Annotated in this window: 25 protein-coding genes; 11 read left to right on the top strand and 14 right to left on the bottom strand. The window is 72.8% G+C overall.

What is annotated here, in order from left to right:
• Positions 1 to 157: 157 nt before the first annotated feature.
• A complete protein-coding gene (locus CW362_RS03770; protein WP_162683955.1) occupies positions 158 to 1018 on the bottom strand; it encodes a 3-hydroxybutyryl-CoA dehydrogenase in 861 nt (286 codons plus the stop codon).
• Positions 1019 to 1185: 167 nt separating this feature from the next.
• On the opposite strand from CW362_RS03770, the gene CW362_RS03765 reads away from it, so the two are divergent.
• Positions 1186 to 2433: a glycoside hydrolase family 10-like protein gene (locus CW362_RS03765; protein ID WP_103547883.1), complete on the top strand. Its 1248-nt coding sequence runs from the start codon at positions 1186 to 1188 to the stop codon at positions 2431 to 2433.
• A gap of 39 nt (positions 2434 to 2472) precedes the next feature.
• On the opposite strand, the gene CW362_RS03760 is transcribed toward CW362_RS03765, so the two are convergent.
• Positions 2473 to 2682 (bottom strand): DUF1918 domain-containing protein, encoded by a 210-nt coding sequence (locus CW362_RS03760; RefSeq protein WP_103547882.1) that lies wholly within the window; start codon positions 2680 to 2682, stop codon positions 2473 to 2475.
• A 91-nt stretch (positions 2683 to 2773) separates the two neighbouring features.
• Entirely contained in the window at positions 2774 to 3730 is a 957-nt protein-coding gene (locus tag CW362_RS03755) for a DMT family transporter (protein WP_103547881.1), read from the bottom strand.
• Here CW362_RS03755 and CW362_RS03750 point away from each other — a divergent pair.
• Both CW362_RS03750 and CW362_RS03745 read left to right on the top strand, forming a co-directional pair.
• Positions 3729 to 5162: an aminotransferase-like domain-containing protein gene (locus tag CW362_RS03750; RefSeq protein WP_103547880.1), complete on the top strand. Its 1434-nt coding sequence runs from the start codon at positions 3729 to 3731 to the stop codon at positions 5160 to 5162. The two genes, CW362_RS03755 and CW362_RS03750, sit on opposite strands and share 2 nt — an antisense overlap.
• 215 nt (positions 5163 to 5377) lie before the next feature.
• The gene (locus CW362_RS03745) at positions 5378 to 5971 is read left to right on the top strand and encodes a histidine phosphatase family protein (RefSeq protein WP_103547879.1); all 594 of its coding nucleotides are present in this window, start codon (positions 5378 to 5380) and stop codon (positions 5969 to 5971) included.
• Here CW362_RS03745 and CW362_RS03740 read toward each other — a convergent pair.
• A complete protein-coding gene (locus CW362_RS03740; protein ID WP_103547878.1) occupies positions 5953 to 6396 on the bottom strand; it encodes a DUF6314 family protein in 444 nt (147 codons plus the stop codon). The two genes, CW362_RS03745 and CW362_RS03740, sit on opposite strands and share 19 nt — an antisense overlap.
• A gap of 118 nt (positions 6397 to 6514) precedes the next feature.
• Positions 6515 to 7348, bottom strand: a complete 834-nt coding sequence (locus CW362_RS03735; RefSeq protein ID WP_103547940.1) for a LysR family substrate-binding domain-containing protein — start codon at positions 7346 to 7348, stop codon at positions 6515 to 6517.
• 82 nt (positions 7349 to 7430) lie between these two features.
• On the opposite strand from CW362_RS03735, the gene CW362_RS03730 reads away from it, so the two are divergent.
• Positions 7431 to 7823, top strand: a complete 393-nt coding sequence (locus tag CW362_RS03730; protein ID WP_103547877.1) for a DUF5997 family protein — start codon at positions 7431 to 7433, stop codon at positions 7821 to 7823.
• A 288-nt stretch (positions 7824 to 8111) separates the two neighbouring features.
• Here CW362_RS03730 and CW362_RS03720 read toward each other — a convergent pair whose 3' ends face one another.
• Positions 8112 to 8492 carry a hypothetical protein gene (locus tag CW362_RS03720; RefSeq protein WP_103547875.1) on the bottom strand — a complete coding sequence of 127 codons (381 nt, stop codon included), beginning with the start codon at positions 8490 to 8492 and terminating at the stop codon, positions 8112 to 8114.
• 251 nt (positions 8493 to 8743) lie between these two features.
• Between CW362_RS03720 and argC the strand changes: the two genes are divergently transcribed.
• The 5 genes from argC to CW362_RS03695 are packed head-to-tail and all read left to right on the top strand — an operon-like array spanning position 8744 to position 13608.
• Positions 8744 to 9772: an N-acetyl-gamma-glutamyl-phosphate reductase gene (argC, locus tag CW362_RS03715; RefSeq protein WP_103547874.1), complete on the top strand. Its 1029-nt coding sequence runs from the start codon at positions 8744 to 8746 to the stop codon at positions 9770 to 9772.
• The gene (argJ, locus tag CW362_RS03710) at positions 9769 to 10923 is read left to right on the top strand and encodes a bifunctional glutamate N-acetyltransferase/amino-acid acetyltransferase ArgJ (protein ID WP_103547873.1); all 1155 of its coding nucleotides are present in this window, start codon (positions 9769 to 9771) and stop codon (positions 10921 to 10923) included. The genes argC and argJ overlap by 4 nt, the downstream gene beginning before the upstream one ends.
• Positions 10920 to 11843: an acetylglutamate kinase gene (gene argB, locus CW362_RS03705; RefSeq protein ID WP_103547872.1), complete on the top strand. Its 924-nt coding sequence runs from the start codon at positions 10920 to 10922 to the stop codon at positions 11841 to 11843. Before argJ ends, argB begins: the two co-directional genes overlap by 4 nt.
• The gene (locus CW362_RS03700; RefSeq protein WP_103547871.1) at positions 11840 to 13048 is read left to right on the top strand and encodes an acetylornithine transaminase; all 1209 of its coding nucleotides are present in this window, start codon (positions 11840 to 11842) and stop codon (positions 13046 to 13048) included. The genes argB and CW362_RS03700 overlap by 4 nt, the downstream gene beginning before the upstream one ends.
• A gap of 23 nt (positions 13049 to 13071) precedes the next feature.
• Positions 13072 to 13608 carry an arginine repressor gene (locus tag CW362_RS03695; protein ID WP_103547870.1) on the top strand — a complete coding sequence of 179 codons (537 nt, stop codon included), beginning with the start codon at positions 13072 to 13074 and terminating at the stop codon, positions 13606 to 13608.
• Between the two features lie 90 nt (positions 13609 to 13698).
• On the opposite strand, the gene CW362_RS03690 is transcribed toward CW362_RS03695, so the two are convergent.
• The 5 genes from CW362_RS03690 to CW362_RS03670 form a co-directional block, all read right to left on the bottom strand.
• Complete coding sequence (locus CW362_RS03690) at positions 13699 to 14436, bottom strand: FAD:protein FMN transferase (RefSeq protein WP_103547938.1); 738 nt, start codon at positions 14434 to 14436, stop codon at positions 13699 to 13701.
• Between the two features lie 46 nt (positions 14437 to 14482).
• Complete coding sequence (locus CW362_RS03685) at positions 14483 to 15274, bottom strand: FMN-binding protein (protein ID WP_206300852.1); 792 nt, start codon at positions 15272 to 15274, stop codon at positions 14483 to 14485.
• Between the two features lie 19 nt (positions 15275 to 15293).
• The gene (locus tag CW362_RS03680) at positions 15294 to 16631 is read right to left on the bottom strand and encodes a ferredoxin reductase family protein (RefSeq protein WP_103547937.1); all 1338 of its coding nucleotides are present in this window, start codon (positions 16629 to 16631) and stop codon (positions 15294 to 15296) included.
• A gap of 125 nt (positions 16632 to 16756) precedes the next feature.
• The gene (locus CW362_RS03675; protein WP_103547869.1) at positions 16757 to 17269 is read right to left on the bottom strand and encodes an FMN-binding protein; all 513 of its coding nucleotides are present in this window, start codon (positions 17267 to 17269) and stop codon (positions 16757 to 16759) included.
• Positions 17270 to 17276: 7 nt separating this feature from the next.
• A complete protein-coding gene (locus tag CW362_RS03670; protein ID WP_103547868.1) occupies positions 17277 to 18635 on the bottom strand; it encodes a ferredoxin reductase family protein in 1359 nt (452 codons plus the stop codon).
• Between the two features lie 204 nt (positions 18636 to 18839).
• Here CW362_RS03670 and CW362_RS03665 point away from each other — a divergent pair, with 204 nt between their 5' ends.
• Positions 18840 to 19688, top strand: coding sequence for a response regulator transcription factor (locus CW362_RS03665; protein WP_240657632.1), 849 nt, complete (start codon positions 18840 to 18842; stop codon positions 19686 to 19688).
• Positions 19689 to 19774: 86 nt separating this feature from the next.
• On the top strand, positions 19775 to 21214 hold the full coding sequence (locus CW362_RS03660; protein ID WP_376451747.1) for a sensor histidine kinase: 1440 nt from the start codon (positions 19775 to 19777) through the stop codon (positions 21212 to 21214).
• Between the two features lie 244 nt (positions 21215 to 21458).
• On the opposite strand, the gene CW362_RS03655 is transcribed toward CW362_RS03660, so the two are convergent.
• The 3 genes from CW362_RS03655 to CW362_RS03645 all read right to left on the bottom strand — a co-directional run bounded on the left by CW362_RS03655 (position 21459) and on the right by CW362_RS03645 (position 23725).
• The gene (locus CW362_RS03655; protein WP_103547865.1) at positions 21459 to 22157 is read right to left on the bottom strand and encodes a L,D-transpeptidase family protein; all 699 of its coding nucleotides are present in this window, start codon (positions 22155 to 22157) and stop codon (positions 21459 to 21461) included.
• Between the two features lie 3 nt (positions 22158 to 22160).
• Complete coding sequence (locus tag CW362_RS03650) at positions 22161 to 22748, bottom strand: pyridoxamine 5'-phosphate oxidase family protein (protein ID WP_103547864.1); 588 nt, start codon at positions 22746 to 22748, stop codon at positions 22161 to 22163.
• Positions 22749 to 22882: 134 nt separating this feature from the next.
• Complete coding sequence (locus CW362_RS03645) at positions 22883 to 23725, bottom strand: hypothetical protein (RefSeq protein ID WP_103547863.1); 843 nt, start codon at positions 23723 to 23725, stop codon at positions 22883 to 22885.
• Positions 23726 to 23869 lie beyond the last annotated feature (144 nt).

The raw sequence follows: 23869 nt of genomic DNA, 5'->3' as shown, positions 1-23869 counted from the left end.
ACGGAAAGTCAACTCGCCTGGTGGGCACGTGGGGAGAGTGTGCGCCGGGCATATGCGGGCCCGGTGCGCACACGGCGTGTGAACGACGCGGGCCCGGCACCGTGGAAGGTGCCGGGCCCGCGCGAACTCCGTGGAACGGAGCGGGTGTCCGAGGGGGTCAGCCGTAGGTGTAGAAGCCCGAGCCGGTCTTGCGGCCGAGGCGGCCGGCGTCGACCATGCGCTGGAGCAGCGGGGGAGCGGCGTACAGCGGCTCCTTGTACTCCTCGTACATCGAGTACGCGACCGAGGCCACCGTGTCGAGACCGATCAGGTCGGACAGCTTGAGCGGGCCCATGGGGTGGGCGCAGCCCATCTCCATGCCGTTGTCGATGTCCTCGCGGCTCGCCATACCCGACTCGAACATCCGGATCGCGGACAGGAGATACGGGATCAGCAGCGCGTTGACGACGAAGCCCGAGCGGTCCTGGGCGCGGATCGCGTGCTTGCCGAGCGCCTTCTCGGCGAACAGCTGGGCGCGGCCGAGGGTGCCCTCGGAGGTGGTCAGCGCCGGGATCAGCTCGACGAGCTGCTGCACCGGGGCCGGGTTGAAGAAGTGGATGCCGACGACCTGGTCGGGCCGCGAGGTCGCGACGGCCAGCTTGACCAGCGGGATCGAGGAGGTGTTGGAGGCCAGGATCGCGTCCGGCCTGGTCACCACCTGGTCGAGCACCTGGAAGATCTCGGTCTTCACCTGCTCGTTCTCCACGACGGCCTCGATCACCAGGTCGCGGTCGGCGAACTCGCCGAGGTCCGTGGTGAAGCTCAGCCGGTCCTGGGTGGCCTTGAGCTCCTCCTCGGAGATCTTTCCGCGCCCGGCCGCCTTGGCGAGGGAGGAGAAGAGCCGGGTCCGGCCGATCTCCAGGGCTTCGCCGGTGGTCTCGGCGACCTTGACGTCCAGTCCGGCGCGGGCGCACACCTCGGCGATGCCCGCTCCCATCTGGCCGCAGCCCACCACTCCGACGCGTTCGATGTCGGTCACATCGTTCCCTTCGCTGATCCGCAGGCCCTGGCAGGCGGTCCGTTGTTCGGCCCCTGCTCCGAACGTGCACGTTACTCCGAAGTATCGATGATCGATCGCCGGGGTGGGGCATGCTGGGTCTCGATACGGTCCGTTACCGGACGAATCCTCGACACGGGGGTACGGGTATGGGGCGACTGTCACGCCGGGCGTTCACGGCGGCCGCGCTCGCGACACTGCCGGGGCTCGGCACGGCGGGGGACGCCGCCGCCCGGGGCGCGAGCGCGCCGCACCGGTCGGCGGCGGCCCCGCGCGCCATGCGGGGCATGTGGCTCGCGACCGTCTCCAACCGCGACTGGCCCTCCCGCACCGGCCTGAGCCCCGCGCGTCAGCGCGCCGAACTCCTCGCCCATCTGGACACGGCCGTGCGGCTGCGTCTGAACACCGTGTTCTTCCAGGTCCGCCCCGCCGCCGACGCGCTGTGGCCCTCCCCGTACGAGCCGTGGTCCCGCTGGCTGACCGGGGTCCAGGGCGAGGCTCCCGGCTGGGACCCGCTGGGCACCGCGGTACGGGAGGCCCACGCGCGCGGCCTGGAACTGCACGCCTGGTTCAACCCGTACCGCGTCTCGGGACGGCCGGACCCCGCGGGGCTCGCCCCCTCGCACCCCGCCCGGCTCCACCCGGACTGGACCGTGCGGTACGGCGGGAAGCTCTACTACAACCCCGGGCTGCCCCCGGTCCGCACGTTCGTCCGGGCCGCGATGCTCGACGCGGTGCGCCGGTACCCGGTCGACGGCGTCCACTTCGACGACTACTTCTACCCGTACCCGGTGCGCGGCGAGCGCTTCGACGACGACGCCGCGTACGCCGAACACGGCGCGGGCTTCCCGGACAGGGCGGCCTGGCGGCGCCACAACGTCGACCTGCTGGTGCTGGAGACGGCGGCCGGGATCAGGAAGGTGCGCCCCGGGGTCCGCTTCGGGATCAGTCCCTTCGGCGTCTGGCGCAACGCGTCGACCGACCCGCTCGGCTCACCGACCCGGGCCGGCGTCGAGACGTACGACGACCTGTACGCCGACACCAGGAAATGGGTCAGGGAGCGCTGGGTGGACTACGTCTGCCCCCAGCTCTACTGGAACATCGGCTTCGCCGCCGCCGACTACGCGCTGCTGCTGTCCTGGTGGGCGCGGGTCGCCCGGGGCACGGGCGTGCAGCTGTACGCGGGCGAGGCGCTGTACAAGGCGGGCGACCCGGCGCAGCCTGCGGCCTGGCAGGACCCGGCCGAACTCTCCCGGCACCTCACCCTCGCCCGCCGCCACCCCGAAGTGCGCGGGCACGTCTTCTTCGCGGCCTCGGAGGCCGGCGCCGACCGGATCGGGGCGATGGCGCGGGTCGTGGCCGACCACTACCGGCAGCCGGCGAAGCCCTCGCGCTGAGGGCCCGCCGGCGTCCGGTCCGCTTCTGCTGTCGTCGTCCTACCGCGGCATCTTCCGCCGGGGCATGTCACCGTGGCGGATCTCGGAGTCCGGGCCCGGCAGGCACACGGCCTCGTGACCGTCCTCGAACCGCACGCGGTAGGGGGGAGAGCCTTCCGCTCCCATGACCTCGGTGATCTCCGCGACCTTGTCGCGCTGGCCGACGGTCCTGCCGTGCTGCACCAGCTTGTCGCCTTTGCTTGCGTGCATCTGAACGGTCTCCTCGTCTGTACGGGAGCGGCGGTTCGCGGTCCTCGGGCCAGGGCCCGGGGCACCGGCCGGCCGGTCCGGTGCGTGCGGGTCAGCCCCGTGCCCGCTGGGTCAGAGCGATGCAGACGAGGACGGCGGCCGCCGTCAGGGGTGCCGCCGGGGTGAGCCGCTCGCCCAGGAGCAGTACCGACCACACCAGTGTGAGCAGCGGTTGGGCCAGCTGCAACTGGCTGGCCTTGGGGATCCCGATCGACGCCATCCCCCGGTACCAGACGACCAGGCCGAGGAACTGCGAACCGGCGGCGACCCACAGCAGCCCGGTCACGCTGTGCGCCGTCAGCTGCACCGGCTCGTACGACAACGCGAGCAGCGCGCCCGGAACGCTCAGCGGCAGACACAGGACCAGGGCCCAGCCGATGACCTGCCAGCCCGGCATCACCCGGGCCAGCCGGCCGCCCTCGGTGTAGCCCGCCGCGCAGATCAGCAGGGCACCGAAGAGATAGGCGTCCGCGCCGGTCAGGGATCCGCCGCTCTGCTGCACGGTGAACGCGATCACGGCCGCCGCGCCCGCGCAGGCCGCGAACCAGAACGTCCGTGACGGCCGTGCGCCGGTGCGCAGGGCCGAGAACAGGGCCGTCGTGAGCGGCAGCAGCCCGACCACGACGGCGGCGTGGGCGGTGGAGGAGGTCCGCAGGGCGAGGGTCGTCAGGAGCGGGAAGCCGAGGACGACACCCGCGGCGACCACGGCGAGGCCCGCCAGATGCCGCCGGGCCGGCCGGGGGACCCGCAGGGCCAGCAGACAGCCGCCGGCGAGAACCGCCGCGAGGACGCAGCGCACGGTCACCAGCGACCAGGGGCCGAAGCCCGTGAGACCCCAGGCGGTCGCGGGGAAGGTGAGGGAGAAGGCGGTGACACCCAGGGCCGCCTGGAGGGTGCCCGAGCGGCGGTCTCCCGGGGCCGGGCTCCGGGACGGGGTGGAGGCCGGGGGCTCGGTGCCGGTGCTGACCGCTATCCCGGTCCGGTCGATAGCGCTACTCTGTGCTCTCATGCAAGAGCGTAGCAGTGTGGTCGATCTGGCGGACAGCTTGAGGAAAGAGCTCGACCGCTACTCTCCTGGTGGAAAGCTGCCGTCCAGCCGGGCGCTCGTCGAGCGGTTCCGGGTGAGTCCGGTGACCGTGTCCCGGGCGCTGGCGCAGCTGGCCGCCGAGGGCCTCGTGGTCACCCGGCCCGGTGCGGGCGCCTTCCGGGCGCGCCCCCGGCCCGCCGCGACCGCCGGGGACACCTCCTGGCAGGAGATCGCGCTCAGCGCGGACGCCGCGGCCGAGGCCGTCCCCCGCACCGTGGACGCTTCCGGCGTCCTCGTCTCGCTCGCCGCTCCGCCCCCCGGTGTCGTCGAGTTCAACGGCGGCTATCTGCACCCCTCGCTCCAGCCGGAGCGGGCGATGGGCGCGGCCCTCGCCCGGGCGGGCCGCCGCCCCGGCGCCTGGTCCCGGCCGCCCATGGAGGGACTGCCCGAACTGCGCGAGTGGTTCGCCCGGGGGATCGGCGGGGCGGTCGGCGCCGCCGAGGTGCTGGTCGCGGCGGGCGGCCAGACCGCCCTGACGACCGCCCTGCGCGCGCTCGCGCCGCCCGGCGCCCCGGTCCTGGTCGAGTCGCCCACGTATCCGGGCATGCTCGCCATCGCCCGCGCCGCCGGCCTCCGCCCCGTCCCGGTCCCGGTCGACCCCGACGGGGTGAAGCCCGAGCTCCTGGCGGACGCCTTCCGGGCGACCGGCGCCCGGGTCTTCGTCTGCCAGCCGCTGTTCCAGAACCCGACCGGCGCCGTGCTCTCGCCCGAGCGGCGCGGCGAGGTGCTGCGCATCGCACGGGACGCCGGGGCCTTCGTCGTCGAGGACGACTTCGTACGCCGCCTGGTGCACGAGGACGCCCCGCCGCTGCCGCGTCCGCTGGCCGCCGAGGACCCCGACGGGGTCGTGGTGCACGTCGGTTCGCTGACCAAGGCGACCTCGCCGAGCTTCCGGGTCAGCGCCCTGGCCGCGCGCGGTCCGGTGCTGGAACGGCTGCGCGCCATCCAGGTCGTCGACACCTTCTTCGTGCCGCGCCCGCTCCAGGAGGCCGCGCTCGAACTCGTCGGCTCGCCCGCCTGGCCGCGTCATCTGCGCACGGTTTCGGCCGAGTTGAAGGCCCGGCGCGACACCATGACCGCGGCCCTGCGGCTACGGATCCCCGAACTCGCCCTGCCCCACGTCCCGTTCGGCGGCTACCACCTGTGGGGGCGGCTGCCCGACGGTACCGACGAGTCCGCGTTCACCGCGGCCGCCCTGCGCGCGGGGGTGGCCGTCACTCCCGGCCGCCCCTACTACAGCGCCGAACCCCCCGCCGCGCGGATCCGGTTGAGCTTCGCGGCGGTGGCGGGGACGGAGGAGATCACGGAGGGCGTCCGGCGTCTGGCGGCGGCGTACGACGAGGTGCGGACCTGAGCCCGACGCGCCCGGACTCCGTGCCGCCGCCCGGCCCCTGCGACCGGACTCCGTGCCACCGCCCGGCCCCCGCGCCCGGGCCCCGTCGGTGAGAAGACCGGATCCGGGGAACCCGCGCAGCCGGGGCATAGACCCGGAGCCGATGCCCCGGTGAATATTCGGACACCGTGCGTAACACCCTTGACCCGTGGAGCCCCGCGCTCCACGATCTGCGCATGCATCTTCGGGTCACGTTCGTCGCAGCCGCACGCAGCTCCGCGCTGCTCGCGGAGCGCTTCGAGGACGACCGGCCGCTGGACCAGGCGGGATGGGAAGAAGCGCAGCGCGCCGCCGCGGAGCTGTTGCCGCTGGCGGCGGCCGAGCTCCGCTACTGCGCGCCGACGCCCCGCAGCCGGGCCACCGGTGACGTCCTCGGCTACGCACCCCTGGTCCAGCTCGCCCTGCGTGACTGCGACATGGGCCGCTGGCGGGGCTTCACCCTGGGCGAGGCCATGGCCCGTGAGCCCGAGGCCGTGGACTCCTGGCTGTCCGATCCGCGCTCCACGCCCCACGGCGGTGAGAGCCTGCTGGCCTTCATCGCCCGGGTCGGTGCCTGGCTCGACACCCGGCCGGGGGAGGACGGCGGCAGCATCGTCGCGGTGGCCGAGCCCTCGGTGGTACGGGCCGCGCTGGTCTACGCACTGAAGGCGCCGCCGTCGACGTACTGGAACATCGACGTCCGTCCCCTGTCGGCGGTCACCGTGACGGGCCGGGCGGGCCGCTGGAACCTGCGCGTCGACGGGGCGCCCGCTCAGACCAGGCGCGTGTAGCCGGTGGTGAGCACCAGGTCCTTCGCGGGCCCCCGCACCCGCCACACGGACCGCCAGTGGCCCTCGTCCCGGACGGTGAACTCGCCCCGGTAGAGGTCCGCCGCGCACGGGTGGTCGGCGACCCAGCGCCCGCTCGTCAGGTCCAGGTCGTGGAACGGGCGGCCGTCCGAGAACCGTACGAGGGCGGTACCGGGGGCGTCGCCCGGCAGGAACCGCAGGGTCCGCTCGGCGGGCCGCGCTACGCCCTGCCACACGAACGTGCCCGACTCCCGGTGCAGGAGCCCGGCGCCGTCCAGCGGCCCGAAGACCGTCGTGCCGGTGAAGCGCCCCTCGGCGCCGCTCGCGAGGTCCCGCACACCGCGCTCGACCCGCCAGCTTCCGCCCAGGTGCGCCAGCACGTCCTGAACCGGCCAGAACTCGCCCATGCCGTCCCGCTCTCCGTCCCGTCCGACGCGGCGCGCCCCGTCGACGCGCTCCGGCCTCCCCGTCCTGCCGTTCGGACCACCGCCCGCCGGACGGGGCACCGCCGGACCGTCCCGGGGGTCAGGAACCGCGGCGGGGCCTGCCGCGCTTCGCGCCGCCCTTCGGACCGCCCGTACCGCCGCCGCCCCGGGAGTTCTTGGCCGCGGCCCCGCCACCGCCCTTGCCGCCCGTCCGGCCCGGCGCGGGCTTGCGCCGGGCACCGCCCGCGTCGGACTTCCGGGAGGCGGACCCGGCGGACTTCGCCGCGCCCCGGTCCTTCCGCTGCGCCGCGGGCGGGGTCTGGGAACGCCCGCGCGTGCTGTTGACCGTGCGTCCGCGCACGATGCCGATGAAGTCCTCCACCATGTCGGTCGTCCGCTCCTCCGGCCAGGCCAGCGCGACCCGCGACTCGGGGGCGTCCGTGACCGTCCGGTAGGTGAGGTCCTTGCGGTGGTGGAGCCGGGCGAGGGACTGCGGCACGATCACGACCCCGATGCCCGCCGCGACGAGTTCCACGGCGTCGGCGGTCACGGCGGGCCGCTCCAGCGCGGGCCTGCCCGGCAGCCGTTCCCAGTCCAGCGGGTCGTCCTCGGGGTGCAGCACGATGTCGTCGGCGAGGTCCTCGCCCGAGACCTGCTCGACCGCCGCCACGATGTGGTCCTTGGGGACCACGACGACCGTCGTCTCGGTGTAGAGGGGGATCGCGCTCAGGTCGGTCCCGTCGACCGGCAGCCGGACGAACCCCGCGTCGGCGTCGCCGCGCCGCAGGACGTCGTACACCTCGGCGGCGGACACCGGGACGAGGACCAGGGGAACGTCGGGCAGCCGCTCGTTCCAGATCCGCACCCACTTCGAGGGCGTCACCCCCGGAACGTAGGCGAGCCTGAAGGAAGGGGATGCTTCGGAGCCGGTCACCACGTCAGATTACCCGGCGGGACCCCGGGCGCCGCACCCGCGATGGTCGGCGGCGGCCCGCGCGCTCGATACCCTTGACCTCATGAGTTCGCACCAGACCGCCCAGACGATGAAGCCCGCCACCGCGGCGAAGAAGCTGGGTGTGTACCTCGAGGCCACCCCCGCCGAGTTCCAGGAGGGTGTCGTCTCGCGTGCCGAGCTGAACGCGCTGCAGACCGACCCGCCCGCGTGGCTCCAGGAGCTGCGCCGCACCGGCCCGCACCCGCGGCCGGTCGTCGCCGCCAAGCTCGGCGTCTCCATCGCCGGACTCGCCCGCGGCGGCGTCAGCGAGGCGCTCACCACCGAGCAGATCGAGGCGCTGAAGACGGAGGACCCCGAGTGGTTGCGGCGTGAGCGCGCCACCCAGGCGGAGGTCCGCAAGGAGACGGCGCGCATCAAGCAGAAGAACACGGAGCGGGACGCGAAGCGTTCCTGACCCGGGACGGCCTCCCCGCGGCCGAGGTCACCGGCGGCACCCGAGGCACCTTCTGGGGATCTCGGCCGCCGGCCCCCGGAGGGTGCCGAGTCCATCGGAGCTCTGCGCGGCCGCTTCCTGCTCCGCCGCGGGCTTCTCCTGTGCCGAGTGGTCCAGCGCCGCGAAGTGCGCCTGCGGTGGGGCGCCCTGCGCGCGCCGCGGCCGGAGCCGGTCCCACGCGCGCCGACCCGGCGGCACAGGCCCTCGGTGACGGCACGCCCCCGTGCGGGGGCGGAGCCGGGGCGCCGCTCAGAGTCGTGGCGCCCCCGTGCGCTCCAAAGCCTTGCGGGCGGCGAGACAGCCCGCGATCTTGAACGCCAGTTCGTGAGAGCCGAACGTATCGGCGCGGACGCGTCGCAGCACCACCCGAGTGGCGATCACGACTCCGTGCTCGGGCAAGCTCAGCTGCTCCTCGAGCCCCGCGGCGGCAGCCGCGATGAAGCGTGGCAGGTTCTCGGCAGGTTCGTACTCCACCGTCAGCCCTTGGGCCGCCTCGAAGGCGAAGCCCTCGGCTGCGGGCTCGAAATCCACCACTATCTCCGCGAAGTGCGGCGCGCAGTTCTGCTTCTGATGCAGCACGTGCACGCCACGGATCGGATACGGCGGGAACCGGGGCGGTGCTGAGGTCATGCCGGAACGCTATCTCCTGCCCGGTGCTCCGCTTCTGCCGTCGGCCGTGGTGACGGCAGGGCCTGGCTTCGTGACGACTGTCGTGCTTCGGCTCATCGTCTGCCGCCGGGTTCGACACTCGGCCTCGCCGTCTCGACGGCTCACTCGCCACCTGGAAACGTTGAGCCTCAGGAGCCCGAGGCGGCCGATCGAGGAGGATTGCATAAACGTGCATCGAAACGTATAGTCATGCCATCCAAGAGGAGGGTTCCATGACGATGCGCGCGGCGGTGGCGGGAGCGAGTGGGTACGCGGGCGGGGAACTGCTGCGCCTGCTCCTGGCGCACCCCGAGATCGAGATCGGCACCCTGACCGGCAACTCCAACGCGGGCCGGCGGCTCGGTGAGCTCCAGCCGCATCTGCTCCCGCTGGCGGACCGCGTCCTCACCGAGACCACCGCCGAGGCGCTGCGCGGCCACGACGTCGTGTTCCTCGCGCTGCCCCACGGGCAGTCCGCCGAGGTCGCCGAGCAGCTCGGTCCCGAGGTCCTCGTGGTCGACATGGGGGCCGACTTCCGGCTGAAGAACCCGGCCGACTGGGAGCGGTTCTACGGCTCTCCCCACGCCGGGACCTGGCCCTACGGCCTCCCCGAACTGCCGGGTGCCCGCGCCGCGCTGGAGGGGTCCAAGCGCATCGCGGTACCCGGTTGCTATCCGACGGCCGCCTCGCTGGCCCTCTTCCCCGCGTACGCGGCGGGGCTGGCCGAGGCCGAGGCCGTGATCGTCGCCGCCTCCGGCACCTCGGGCGCCGGCAAGGCGCCCAAGGCGCACCTGCTCGGCAGCGAGGTCATGGGGTCGATGACCCCGTACGGCGTCGGCGGCGTCCACCGGCACACCCCGGAGATGATCCAGAACCTCTCCGCCGCCGCCGGCGAGCCCGTCACCGTGTCCTTCACCCCCACCCTCGCGCCCATGCCCCGCGGCATCCTCGCCACGTGCAGCGCCAAGGCGGGGCCGGGCGTCACCGCCGAGTCCGTCCGGGCCGCCTACGAGAAGGCCTTCGCCGACGAGCCCTTCGTCCACCTCCTGCCCGAGGGGCAGTGGCCGGCCACGGCGTCCGTCTACGGTTCCAACGCCGTTCAGGTCCAGGTCGCGTACGACGCCGCCGCGCACCGCATCATCGCGGTCAGCGCCATCGACAACCTCACCAAGGGCACCGCGGGCGGTGCCGTCCAGAGCATGAACCTCGCCCTCGGCCTCCCCGAGGACCTGGGGCTTTCCACGATCGGAGTCGCACCGTGAGCGTCACGGCAGCACAGGGATTCACCGCGGCCGGGGTCGCCGCAGGGATCAAGGAGAACGGCAACCCGGACCTGGCCCTCGTGGTCAACACCGGGCCCCGCCGCGCCGCCGCGGGCGTCTTCACCTCCAACCGTGTGAAGGCAGCGCCGGTCCTGTGGTCGGAACAGGTCCTCAAGAGCGGCGAGTTGAACGCCGTCGTCCTCAACTCGGGCGGCGCCAACGCCTGCACGGGTCCCAAGGGCTTCCAGGACACCCACGCCACCGCCGAGAAGGTCGCCGAGGCGCTCGGCGACATCGGCGCGGGCAGCGTGGCCGTGTGCTCGACGGGCCTCATCGGCGTGCTGCTGCCGATGGAGAAACTGCTCCCGGGCGTCGACCTGGCCGTCTCCCAGCTCGGCCCGCACGGCGGCGAGAAGGCCGCCATCGCCATCAAGACGACCGACACCGTGCACAAGACCTCGGTCGTGACCGGGACCGGCTGGACGGTGGGCGGCATGGCCAAGGGCGCCGGCATGCTCGCCCCCGGCCTGGCCACCATGCTCGTCGTGCTCACCACCGACGCGGACGTGGACGGCGCGGACCTGGACCGGGCGCTGCGCGCGGCCACCCGCACCACCTTCGACCGCGTCGACTCCGACGGCTGCATGTCCACCAACGACACCGTGCTGCTGCTCGCCTCCGGGGCCAGCGGAGTCACCCCGGACCGGGCGGAGTTCGCCGAGGCGGTCCGCGCGGTCTGCGACGACCTCGGCCAGCAGCTCATCCGGGACGCGGAGGGCGCGAGCAAGGACATCAAGGTCGAGGTGATCAACGCCGCGACCGAGGACGACGCCGTCGAGGTGGGCCGCTCCATCGCCCGCAACAACCTCCTCAAGTGCGCGATCCACGGCGAGGACCCCAACTGGGGCCGTGTCCTGTCCGCGATCGGCACCACCCGGGCCGCCTTCGAGCCCGACCGGCTCAACGTCGCCATCAACGGCGTGTGGGTCTGCAAGAACGGCGGCGTCGGCGAGGACCGCGAACTCGTCGACATGCGCTTCCGAGAGGTCCACATCGTGGCGGACCTCGCCGCGGGCGACGCGACCGCCACGATCTGGACCAACGACCTCACCGCCGACTACGTCCACGAGAACAGCGCGTACTCTTCATGACGAATCCGACGAACCCGACCCGTAGGCACACCGCCCTGCCCAAGGCGCAGATCCTCATCGAGGCGTTGCCCTGGCTGACCCGGCACCGCGGCAAGACCGTCGTCGTCAAGTTCGGCGGCAACGCCATGGTCGACGCCGAGCTGAAGGCCGCCTTCGCCCAGGACATCGTCTTCCTGCACCACGCGGGCCTCCGGCCGGTCGTCGTGCACGGCGGCGGTCCCCAGATCAACGCGGCCCTCGACCGGCACGGCATCGTCAGCGAGTTCAAGGCGGGCCTGCGCGTCACCACCGAGGACGCGATGGACGTCGTCCGCATGGTGCTGGCCGGACAGGTCCAGCGCGAGCTGGTCGGACTGCTCAACGAGCACGGACCGCTCGCCATCGGCCTCACCGGCGAGGACGCGCACACCATCACCGCCACCAAGCACCGGCCCCGGATCGACGGCGAACTGGTCGACATCGGGCGGGTGGGCGAGATCACCGCGATCGACACGGGCGCGATCGAGGCCCTGCTCGCCGACGGCCGCATCCCGGTCGTCTCCTCGATCGCCCGGAGCCAGGACGACGGACATGTCTACAACGTCAATGCTGATACGGCGGCTGCGGCACTCGCTGCCGCGCTGGGCGCCGAGACCCTCATGGTCCTCACGGACGTCGAGGGACTGTACGAGGACTGGCCCGACAGCGACGAGGTGATCAGCCGCCTCACCGCCTCCCAGCTGGAGAAGCTGCTTCCCGAGCTGGCCAGCGGCATGGTGCCGAAGATGGAGGGGTGTCTGCACGCCGTGCGCAACGGCGTCACCACCGCCCGTGTCATCGACGGCCGGGTCCAGCACTCGATCCTGCTGGAGATCTTCACCGACGAGGGCATCGGCACGATGGTCGTGCCGGACGACGAGGAAGCGGGGGACGCGGAATGACCGGCGGCACGACGAACGAGGAGCTCACCCAGCGCTGGCAGGGCGCGCTCATGGACAACTACGGCACCCCGCGGCTGCCGCTCGTCCGCGGCGCCGGGACCAGGCTGTGGGACGCCGACGGGAACGAGTACCTCGACTTCGTCGGCGGCATCGCGGTCAACGCCCTCGGCCACGGCCACCCCGCCGTCGTCGAGGCGGTGAGCCGGCAGATCGGCACCCTCGCCCATGTCTCCAACCTCTTCGTCGCCGAGCCGCCCGTCGCCCTCGCCGAACGGCTGTTGCAGCTCTTCGGCCGCGAGGGCCGGGTGTACTTCTGCAACTCGGGCGCCGAGGCCAACGAGGCCGCGTTCAAGATCGGCCGGCTGACCGGCCGGACCCACATGGTCGCCACCACCGGCGGCTTCCACGGGCGGACCATGGGCGCCCTCGCGCTCACCGGCCAGTCCGGCAAGCGGGAGCCCTTCCTGCCGCTGCCCGGCGACGTCACGCACGTCCCGTACGGCGACGCCCAGGCCCTCGCCCAGGCGGTCACCGAGGACACCGCGCTGGTGATCATCGAGCCGATCCAGGGCGAGAAGGGCGTGGTCGTACCGCCCCCGGGTTATCTGAAGGCGGCGCGCGCCATCACCGCGGCCCACGGCGCCCTGCTCGTCCTGGACGAGGTGCAGACCGGCATCGGCCGCACCGGCCACTGGTTCGAGTACCAGGCCCACGAGGGCGTCCTGCCCGACGTCGTCACGCTCGCCAAGGGCCTCGGCGGCGGACTGCCGCTCGGCGCCACCGTCGCCTTCGGCCGTGCCGCCGCACTGCTGGAGCCGGGCCACCACGGAACGACCTTCGGCGGCAATCCGGTCGTGTGCGCCGCCGGACTCGCCGTGCTCGACACGATCGCGTCCGAGGGACTCCTGGAGAACGTCAAGCGCGTGGGCGAGAAGCTGCGGGACGGGATCGAGGGGCTCGGTGACGGTTCCGGCCATCCGTTGATCGACCACGTCCGGGGTGCGGGGCTGCTCCTGGGTATCGTGCTCACCGAGCCGCTCGCGCCCCAGGTGCAGAAGGCGGCTCAGGACGCCGGTCTCCTGGTGAACGCGCCCGCCCCCGATGTCGTACGGCTGATGCCGCCGCTGAACCTCGGCGACGACGAGGTGGACGCCTTCCTCCGGGCCCTTCCCGGCATCCTCGACGCAGTCAACGGGGACGGGTGATCCCGGGAAATGGGACGAAGACGATGAGTCACGCGCAGGACCACGAGCACGCGGGGCCCGCCGTGCCGCAGACCCGCACCGCACGCCACCGCCGGATCGTGGACATCCTCAACCGGCAACCGGTGCGCTCGCAGAGCCAGTTGGCGAAGCTCCTCGCCGACGACGGGCTGAACGTCACCCAGGCGACGCTCTCCCGGGACCTCGACGAGCTGAACGCGGTGAAGATCCGCAACAACGACGGCGACCTCATCTACGCGGTGCCGAGCGAGGGCGGGTTCCGCACCCCGCGCGCGCCGCTGGGGGAGTCGGCGAAGGAGGAGCGGATGCGCAGGCTCTCCGCGGAGCTGCTGATCTCCGCGGAGGCCTCGGCCAATCTCGTGGTCCTGCGCACCCCGCCCGGGGCCGCGCAGTTCCTCGCCTCGGCGATCGACCAGGCGGAACTGCACGACGTCCTGGGCACGATCGCGGGGGACGACACCCTGATGCTGATCAGCCGCGATGCGACGGGCGGCCAGGCGCTGGCCGATCACCTGCTGCGGCTGGCCCAGAAGGATCACTGACGCGTACGACGGTGGAGGCGCACCCCGCTCCGGGGCGCGCCTCCACCGTCGTACGCGCCGACAGGAGTGCCGGGGCGGGGCCGGCGCCGGTCAGCCCAGGCGCCGGGCGAGGCCTCCCGTGCATCTGACCTCGTCGCCCGCCGTGATGAGCAGCGCCTCCACGTCCGGAAGCGACTCCAGCCAGTCCAGGCCCGCCCGTGAGCCCATCGCGAAGGCCGCGGTCGCCCAGGCGTCCACCCAGGTCAGCCGGGGGCCCACCACGGTCACGGCCACCAGGTCGGTGACCGCGGACCTCCCGGTGCGCGGGTCGACGATGTGGGCACCGCGTTCGGCGGTGCCCGAGGTCGCGACGGCCAGCTCGTCGGCACCGGCCGCGGAGATCACCGCGGCGAGCGTGCCCGGACGGAGCGGGTCGGACACGCCCACCCGCCAGGGGCGGTGCGGCCCGGGGACGCCGAGCAGCTGGACGTCGCCGCCGCCGTTGACGCTCACTCCGCTCGCCCCGGCCGCGGCGAGACGCTGGGCCGCGTGTTCCGCCGCCCAGCCCTTGACGATCCCCGTGGGGTCGAGCCGCCCCTCGTAACGCGTGCTGAACCAGCCGTCGCTGACCCGTTCCGCCTCGGCGCCCAGCTCGAGGACCTCGGCGACCTCCGGGTCGCACTCCTCGACGGTGATCTCCCCGCGGACGAGCCGCGAGATCTGGCTGTCCTCACGGTAGGTGCTGAACACCTCGTCCACGCGGTGGAGTCGGGTGACCGCCTCCTCCAACGCCGTGCGCACGGCCCCGGGTTCGCCGCCGCGCACGTCGAAGGAGAAGACCGTGCCCATCACCTCCTCGGCGTGGCGCAGCTCCTGGGGTGCGTCCTCGACGGGCTCAGACACCGGCCTTGTCCAGGGCGGACTGGAGGGACTTCTTGTAGCCCTCGCTGGTGTAGGTGGCGCCGGAGACGCTGTCGATGTCGGCGCTGCCCGCCGCGACGGTCTCCTGGTTGAGCTTGGGCACCGAGAGTTCGGTCTTCTGCGAGCTGGTCCCGCCCGAGGGCGCCTGGACCGCCTCGGCCTTGGTGATCTTCTTGCCGGCGAGCGTGAGCCGGACCTGGACGGGGCCGTACTGGGTGTTCGCCACGGTCCCGGTGACGACGCGTGCCTGTGCGGCCGGTGTCGCGGAGGCCTTGCCCGGGGAACTCGAGGAGTCCGACGTGCCGCCGGAGGTCTTCACCTTGTCCAGGGCCGACTGGAGGGACTTCTTGTAGCCCTCGCTGGTGTAGGTGGCGCCGGAGACGCTGTCGATGTCGGCGCTGCCCGCCGCGACGGCCTCCTGGTTGAGCTTGGGCACCGAGAGTTCGGTCTTCTGGGAGCTGGTCCCGCCCGCGGGCGCCTGGACCGCCTCGGCCTTGGTGATCTTGCCGCCGCTCATGGTGAGCCGCACCTGGACCGGGCCGTACTCGGTCCGCACCACGTCACCGAGGACGGTGCCGGCGCCCGCCTGCTCGGCGGCGCCGCCCTGAGCCCCCTGGGCGGCCGCCGTCTGCTGGGGCACGGCACCGGCCTGCGCCGAGGCGGCGGCCGGGTCGGACGCGGGCTTGAGCGCCAGCAGCAGCACTATTCCGGACACGGTGGCGGCGCTCGCCAGCACGAACCGGCGGATGGGGTGATTCTTCTTCATCGTTCCTGACTCCCGTCGCTCACATCTCGAACGACTCGTGATGGATGCGGCGAGCGGGGACGCCCGCGCCGCGCAGTGCCGCGTACACCTCCTGGGCGAAGCCGGGCGGCCCGCACATGAAGACGTCGTGGTCGTCTATGTCGGGCAGCTTGCGGCGCAGGGAGTCCGCCGAGATGTCCGGACGCTCGCCGTCGGGGCTGTTCACCGCGTACATCAGCCGCGCCCCGCGCTCCTTGGAGATGGCGGCCAGTTCGTCCCACAGGGCCAGGTCCTGCGTGGTGTTGGCCCGGTAGAGCAGCGTGAGGTCGCCCGACGCGCCGGGAAGGGTCTCGAACAGCGTCCGCATCGGGGTGATGCCGACGCCGCCCGCCACCAGGAGCACCTTGCCGCGGCTGCGCTTGTCGGCGGTCAGGGCGCCGTAGGGGCCCTCGGCCCAGACCCGGGTGCCCGGCTCCAGATCACGCAGGCCGGCGCTGTGGTCGCCGATCGCCTTCACGGTGATGCGCAGCATGTTGGGGCGGGGCGACGCCGAGAGCGAGTACGGGTGGGAGCTGAAGCGCATCCCGGGCGCCAGGAAGCGCCAGCGGAAGAACTGCCCCGCCTCCGCGCCCATCCGGTGCAGCTTGCGTCCGCTGATCAGCACCGACACGATGCCGGGCGTCTCCTCGATGACCGCCTGGACCCGCATCCGGTGCTTCAGGTTCAGCCGGATCGGAGAAAGGATTCGGTACCAGATGACCAGGGCGGTCACCGAGCCGTAGAGCCCGTACCAGACGGTCTTGGCGACGGGCTCCACCGCGAAGTCGTTGCCGGTGGACAGCTGGTGCCAGAACGTCAGGAACACCGCGGCGTACGTCAGCAGGTGGACGTGGTACCAGGTGTCGTACGGGATCAGCCGGCGCAGCCAGCCGACGGAGATGAACCCGATCAGCACGAGCAGGCCCGTGCCGATCGCCGCTTTGCCCATGTCGGGCAGCTGGTTGACCGAGTCGACGGTCTGCTGCACGATCCCGCCGAGCCCCTTGCCGGACTGCAGGGCGTAGCCCCACATCGTCAGGAAGAGGTGGGCGATGACCATGCAGATGGTGTAGCGGCCGGTCATCGCGTGCCAGCGCGCCACCCGGTCCGATCCCACCCTGCGTTCGAGGGCGGGGACCCGGGCCATCTGCAGCACCACGAGGGCCATCAGATAACCGGCGAGCAGCCCGGTGATGCGCCCGGCGTTGAGGATCCTGCTGTTGTTGTCCGCGATGGACGGGGTGTTGTTCCACCACAGCCAGAGGACGGCGGCGGCGCCGGCCCAGACGGCGATCAACAGCGGGACGGCGGGCGAGCGGCGAGGGCGGATTCGGCGCATGGTCTGGCGCCGCGCGGCGCGACCACCGGCGATCGTGGACACGGTTCCTCCGTGTTCGTCCTGGAGAGACGGGGTGAGGGGAGTGGCCCCCTGGCCCAGAGATACGGTCCACGACGCCCGTGCGTTCAGAGGCCTGCCGAGTCGAGTGCGGACTGGAGTGACTGCCTGTATCCGTCGCTGGTATAGGTGGCTCCGGACACCGAGTCGATCCGAGCACTCTGCGCGGCCAGTGTCTCGCGCCTGAGCTGGGGAATCGCGTAACTGTTGATCTCCTGGTCCCTGGGATTGTCCGAAGGATAGACGACCGCGGCGGACTCGGTGATCCGGCCGTCCTTCAGCGTGATCCGCACCTGGACCGGACCCCAACGGGTCTGCACCGTATCGCCGGTGACGGTCTTGCTCCCCGTGCTCTTCGAGCCCCCGGACGTGCCCGCGGAACCGCCGGAGTCGCTTTCCGGGGTGTTCCCGGACGAGTCGCCCGGGGCCGCGGTGGAGGAACGGCCCACGGACGACGAGGCCTCGGCCGGTGCCGGCGGCGTGTGCGGCTTCAGCGAGAGCAGCAGGACGAAACCGGTGACCGTGGCGGCGGCCGCCAGCGTCACCCGGCGCAGCGGACGGTTCTTCTTCAGGGCGTGCACGGCGGCCTCACAGCTCGAACGACTCGTGGTGGATACGGCGGTCGGGGACGCCCGCTGCGCGCAGCGCCCCGTACAGGTCCCGGGCCATCGCGGGGGGACCGCAGAGATAGACGTCGTGCTCGGCGACGTCCGGCACGGCCTCGCGCAGCGACTCGGCGGTGAACCGCGGGCGGGTGCCGTCGGCGGCGTTGAGCGCGTACAGGACGCGGGCCCCGCGCCACCGCGCGATGTCCTCCAACTCGCCGCCCAGTGCCAGGTCCTCGGCCGTGCGCGCCCGGTAGAGGAGCGTGACCCGGCCGGGCAGGGTCTCGAACAGGGCGCGCAGCGGCGTGATGCCGACGCCGCCCGCGATCAGCAGGGCCTTCGCCGTACTGCTCCGGTCCGCCGTCAGCGAGCCGTAGGGGCCCTCCGCCCACACCCGGGTGCCGGGACGCAGCGTCCCGACGGCCGCGCTGTGGTCGCCGAGCGCCTTCACCGTGATCCGCATCCGGTCCGGCCGGGGCGGCGCCGACAGCGAGTACGGCGTCGAGGTCCACCGCATTCCGTCCGCGAGGAACCGCCAGCGGAAGAACTGGCCGGCCCGCGCGTCCAGTTCGTCCAGCCGCTCCCCGCGGATCACGACGGAGAAGACCCCGGGTGCCTCCCGGTGCACGGACTCCACGCGCAGCCGGTGGCGCCGGTTGAGCCGCACCGGGGCGAGCAGCCGGAACCACACGACGAGCGCGGCCGTACCGAGGTACAGGGCGTACCAGGCGGCCCGGGCCGCCGCGTCGCCGACGAAGTCGGAGCCGAGCGCGAGCTGGTGGAAGAAGGCCAGGAAGACCGCCGCGTACGTCAGCAGGTGCACGTAGTACCAGAACTCGTGGCTGATCCGGCGGCGGGCCCGGCGCGCCGAGGTGATCCCGACGGCGAACAGGATGACCGTGCCGGTCGTCGCCTTGAGCATCTCCGGGTAGTCGAACACCACGCCGATCGTCTCGTGGACGACGTCCGTCCCGTCCTGGGCCGCGTAGCCGAAGAGGATCAGCGTGACGTGCGCGACGAGCAGACAGATCGTGTAGCGGCCGGCCATGGCGTGCCAGCGGGCCACCCGGTCGGAGCCGACGCGCCGCTCCAGGAGCGGGACCCGGGCCATCAGCGCCACCAGGACGGCGCAGGCGTAGCCGCACAGCAGTCCGGCGATCCGTCCGGCGTCCGTCAGCCAGCCCGCCAGGCCCACCACCGACCGGGTGTCGGCCCACCACAGGGCGAGGACTCCGGCCGCTCCCGCCCACAGCAGGGCGAGCAGCGGTCCGGCGGGCGAGGGCCGGGGCCGCCCGCGTCCTCGTGTCGTGCGCGGGGCAGCCCGCTCGTACACCGTGGTCATCTGTGCGTCCTGCTTTCTTGCGGTCCGGGTGGAAACTGTGCTCGGTGAACCTCTGAGGCGGCTCTGAACGAGCCCGTTCCGGGCGGACTCACAGCGAACTGAGAGCGGGTTCTCGCGCAGAGGCGACGCAGAGGCGACTCAGAGGAAACTCAGAGGCCGCACGGAGGGGAGGGACCGCCGGGAGGCGCGATGCTGGAAGGCGACATGAACACTCCCTCCCCAGACCCCAGTGCTTCCCGAGTCGCGGATCCGGGTGCTTCCCGAGCTGCGGATCCCGGTACTTCCCGGCCCACGAGCGCCGGTGCCGGCCGGTCCCGTGGGGCCGGGCGGCCGCCCGCGCTCACGCGGCCCGACGGCACCCCCGTGCGCGTCCTCGTCGTCGACGACGATCCGGACCTGGCCGAGGTCCTCTCCGGCGTGCTGCGGTACGAGGGCTGGGAGGTCCGTACCGCGCACGACGGCGCCTCGGCCGCAGCCGGGGCGCGCGAGCTGCTGCCCGACGCCGTCGTCCTCGACGTGATGCTCCCGGACACCGACGGCTTCGCCGTGCTGCGCGATCTGCACACCGTGCTGCCGGGTGTCTGCGTCCTCTTCCTCACCGCCCGGGACGCGGTGGAGGACCGCATCGCCGGCATCACGGCGGGCGGCGACGACTACGTCACCAAGCCCTTCAGCCTGGAGGAGGTCGTCGCCCGGCTGCGCGGACTGCTCCGCCGCGCCGGCATGGCCCGCCGGATCGACGAGGGCCCCCGGCTGGTCGTCGGAGACCTGGCGATGGACGAGGAGGCCCGGGAGGTGACCCGGGGCGGGGACCTGATCGAGCTGTCGCCGACCGAGTTCGAGCTGCTGCGCTTCCTCATGCGCAACCCGCGCCGGGTGCTCAGCAAGGCACAGATCCTCGACCGCGTCTGGTCGTACGACTTCGGCGGCCAGGCCCATGTCGTCGAGCTCTACATCTCCTATCTGCGCAAGAAGGTCGACGCCGGCCGGGAGCCGATGATCCACACGGTCCGGGGCGCCGGGTACGTCCTCAAGCCCGCGGCGGGCCGGTGAGGCCGGACATGCGGGACGGGAACGGGAAGGGGCCCCGGCGGGCCCGGGCGGCCTCGGCGCTGCGGGCGCTGCCCCGGCCCCGCACGATGCGCGCTCGCCTCACCGCCGGACTGCTCGTGCTGCTGGCGCTCAGCTGCGCGGCCGTCGGCCTGGCCGCGGTCTACGAACTGGACGGCTTCCTGACCGGCCGCCTCGACCAGCAGCTCCAGGAGGCCGGGGCGCGGTTCCCGGCGAGCCTGGAGCACGGTTCGGCGACGTCGCCCGGCAAGCCGTCCGACCACGACGGCGACGAGCGCGGCGACATCCGGCGCCAGAGCACCGGCACGTTCGGGGCGCGCCTGGTCGGCGGGGACGTCACCAACGCCGCCGTCGTGCCGCCGGGCTCCGGCACGGCCGTCCGGAACGTGGATCCGACCGCCCACGACGAGGCGGCCCTGGCAGCGGTCCCGGCGGACGGCCGGGCCCACACCGTGTGCATCTCGGGTCTCGGCGACTACCGCGTCCTGGCGACGCCCGGCAAGGACGGCGACGTCCTGATCACCGGGCTGCCCACGGAGCCGGTCGACGCGGCCGTCCACCGTCTGGAACTCGTCGCCTCCCTGGTCTTCGGCGTGACGCTCGTGGCCGCCGGGGTCACCGGGGCCCTGTGGGTGCGCTGGTCGCTCCGGCCGCTGAACCGGGTCGCCGCGACCGCCACCCGGGTCAGCGAACTCCCGCTCGCCAGCGGCGAGGTGGCACTGCCTCCACGGGCGCCCGGGGCGGACCCGCGCAGCGAGGTGGGCCGTGTCGCCGGCGCCTTCAACCGCATGCTCGGCCATGTCGAGGACGCGCTCACCAAGCGGCACGCGAGTGAGGAACGGCTGCGCACCTTCGCCGCCGACGCCAGCCACGAGCTGCGCACCCCGGTCGCCTCGGTCCGGGGCCACGCCGAGCTCGCGCTGCTGCACCCCGGGCCGGTGCCCCCGAAGGTGACGCGGGCCCTCGAGCGGATCGCCGCCGAGTCGGCGCGCATGGGGGAGATGGTCGACGACCTGCTGCTGCTGGCCCGTCTGGACGCGGGGCGTCCCCTGGAGCGCCTGCCCGTCGACCTGACCCGTCTCGTCCTCGACGCGGTGACCGACGCCCGCGCGGCGGGCCCCGGCCATCGCTGGGTGCTGGAGCTTGCGGAGGAGCCGGTGACGGTGACGGGCGACCTCCACCGGCTCCAGCAGGTGTCGGCGAACCTGCTGGCCAACGCCCGCGTCCACACGCCCCCGGGCACCCGGGTGACGGTGTCCCTGGAGCGTGACGGGAAGGACGCCGTGCTGAAGGTCCACGACGACGGTCCCGGGGTTCCCGAGGACGTCCGGCCGGGTGTCTTCGAGCGCTTCACCCGGGCGGACCGGCGCCGTGCCGACGCCTCCGGCAGCGGGGCGGGGCTCGGCCTGTCGATCGTGGCGGCCGTGGTCGAGGCGCACGACGGCACGGTCGGCCTGGAGAGCAGCCCGGGGGCGACGACGTTCACGGTCAGACTTCCGGCGGTCTGAACGGTGGCTCGGTTCCGGTGGCCCAGGGCCGGTGGCCCGGTTCCGGTGGGGGGCGGGGCCGCGCCGGTACATCCGCCCGCATCCGAACGGATCCCGGGGACGTCGAGAGGTGCGGGTGGCTTTCGATCCGTCCGGATGCGGGCATTCGATGTACCGGCACGTCCCCTCCTGTGCGTACCCGGCTGCGGGTGAGATGGGGTGCGGGTGCGGGTGCGCGGGGGTGGCGGTCGGTGGTGCGGTGTCGTCAGTAGCGGGTGATCGTCGTTGTTCCGGTCGTCGTGCCGATGGCGATGTGGGGGGCTCGTGCGGGGTCTGCCCAGGTGAGGAGGCGCCGCATCGCGTCCTTGGAGACCGAGATGCAGCCGGCCGTCGGGCCGTCGCCGTTGACGTGCAGGAAGATTCCCGCGCCCCGGCCCCGTACGGGCCGCTCGTAGTTGAAGCCGATGACGAGGGCGTGCGCGTACTGCCCGGCGTAGGTGATCAGATGCTCGGACTCCTTCGCCCGGCAGTCCGCGGGGCGCGGTTCGGTCCACCGGTTGTACGAGCGGGAGGCGTTGTCCTGGCACCACCAGGAGTCCTTGTTCACCCGGCGGTACGGCATCGAGGTCCCGCGCGGTGCCGCCCGGGTCCCGAACGCGTACGGCAGCTCGTACAGACCGGTGGGTGTCGTGTTCGTGCCCTGGAGCCGGGCTCCGCCCTCGACGAGTCCGCGCGCCCCGAACCGCGCGGGCGCCGAGCCGGCCCGCACCCAGCGTCCGCCCCGCAGGTCCCACCAGGTGAGCGTCCCCGAGGTCGCGTTCGGGCGCGGGGCCTCGGCCGTGAGGAGCTGGCTCCCGCCGCCCGTGTCGGCCAGCCGCGCGGGAAGGACGGTGGCGGGCGGCGGCCCGCTCGGGGCCAGGGCGAGCAGGGACGCGGACGCGAGGGCGGCGGCTCCGAGGCGCATGGCTCAGACCGTACTGGGGGGCAACGGCAGCGGCAGCCCGGGAAGTCCGTCCAGGCTCGTCGCGATGTGCTCCTTCTTGGTGAAGTACTCGCTCAGCGAGGCGTCGTCCTCGCGTGCGAAGCGCTTGCCGTGCAGGTCGCGGTCCTGGTCGTAGGCCATGAAGGGGACCGCGTAGCCACAGGTGTCACGGACGAGCTCGGCGGTCACGACGATGATCGCGCGCAGTCCGTGCGGGGTCGGGTCGATGCCGCGGAAATGGGTGAGGAGTTCCTTGAAACGCGGGTCGTCGCGGAAGACCGGCTCGCCGCGGCCGTGCACCCGGACGATGTTGGGCGGGCCCTGGAAGGCGCACCACATCAGGGTGATCCGGCCGTTCTCGCGCAGATGCGCGATCGTCTCCGCGTTGCTCCCGGCGAAGTCCAGATACGCCACGGTCAGTTCGTCGACGACGGCGAACGAACCGGTGAGCCCTTTGGGGGAGAGATTGACCGTGCCGTCCCCGGACAGGGGCGCGGTCGCGGTGAAGAAGAGGGGCTGTGCCTCGATGAAGGTGCGGAGGCGGCCGTCGATGCGTTCATAGGTCTTTCCCATGTCTAATGATTATCGGGGAAGACCTTTCGCCTGTCTAAGGGATTGCGGGTTCCGGCGGCGTCGTTCAGGGGCACCGCCGGAACCCGTGGGCCGCCCCGGTCGGCGTCTACGGGGCGGTCGCGTCACCGGTCAGGTCACTTGCTCAGGGTGCAGGCCGCGAGGGTGTCCAGTCCGGTGGGCTTGGCGGCGGTGCGGCCGATGGAGATCGCGATGCGGTCGATGGTGGAGACGCGCTTGTCCTTGAGGGGGCCGAGGATCGCGTTCTGGACGAAGTTGGGGCCGCCCTGTCCGACGGTGTCGACGAGTCGCTTGTTGGCTTCGGCGATCTGGGTGTTCAGCAGGGCGAGGTTCCTGTCGACCTCGGCCTTGGCGGAGGCGGGGACCGCGGGCAGCTTCGAGGCGACGTCCGGGCAGGTGATGGTGCCCGCGGTGGCGGCTGCGCCGCTTCCGGCGGCCCCGCCCGCCTGAGCGCCGGCCGTCGCGCTCGGGGCGGCGGACGCGGTGGCCGTGCCGTCGGCTGCCGCGCCTCCCGCGGTGTTCAGGGTGCAGGCCGCGAGGGTGTCCAGTCCGGTGGGCTTGGCGGCGGTGCGGCCGATGGAGATCGCGATGCGGTCGATGGTGGAGACGCGCTTGTCCTTGAGGGGGCCGAGGATCGCGTTCTGGACGAAGTTGGGGCCGCCCTGTCCGACGGTGTCGACGAGTCGCTTGTTGGCCTCGGCGATCTGGGTGTTCAGCAGGGCGAGGTTCCTGTCGACCTCGGCCTTGGCGGAGGCGGGGACCGCGGGCAGCTTCGAGGCGACGTCCGGGCAGGTGATGGTGCTCGCGGCGGCCTTCGTCGTGGCGTTCTGGGCGTTGTCGTTGTGCGTCTCGCCCGCCAGCGCGCTGCCGGCGATCACCGCCGCGGACAGCACCACGGCGGAGGCTCCGCCGATCATCACGACGCGCCGCTTGTTGTACTTCGGAAGAGCCCTGGACATGCGGAATCCTCACTCGGGTCGGGGGCGGACGGCCGACCGGTGTTCGACTGGTCGGTCATGGTCCGTGTGCCTGTCGTGCGCGAACGCGGCGCCTGCGTTCAGCGGGAGATACGCGGAAACGATTACGGGCGTTCAACCCTCCGT

The organism is Streptomyces populi (assembly GCF_002911015.1).
Taxonomy (GTDB): Bacteria; Actinomycetota; Actinomycetes; order Streptomycetales; family Streptomycetaceae; genus Streptomyces; species Streptomyces populi.
The sequence above is the reverse complement of the archived record's forward strand: the minus strand, read 5'-3'. Positions and strand labels throughout refer to the sequence as shown.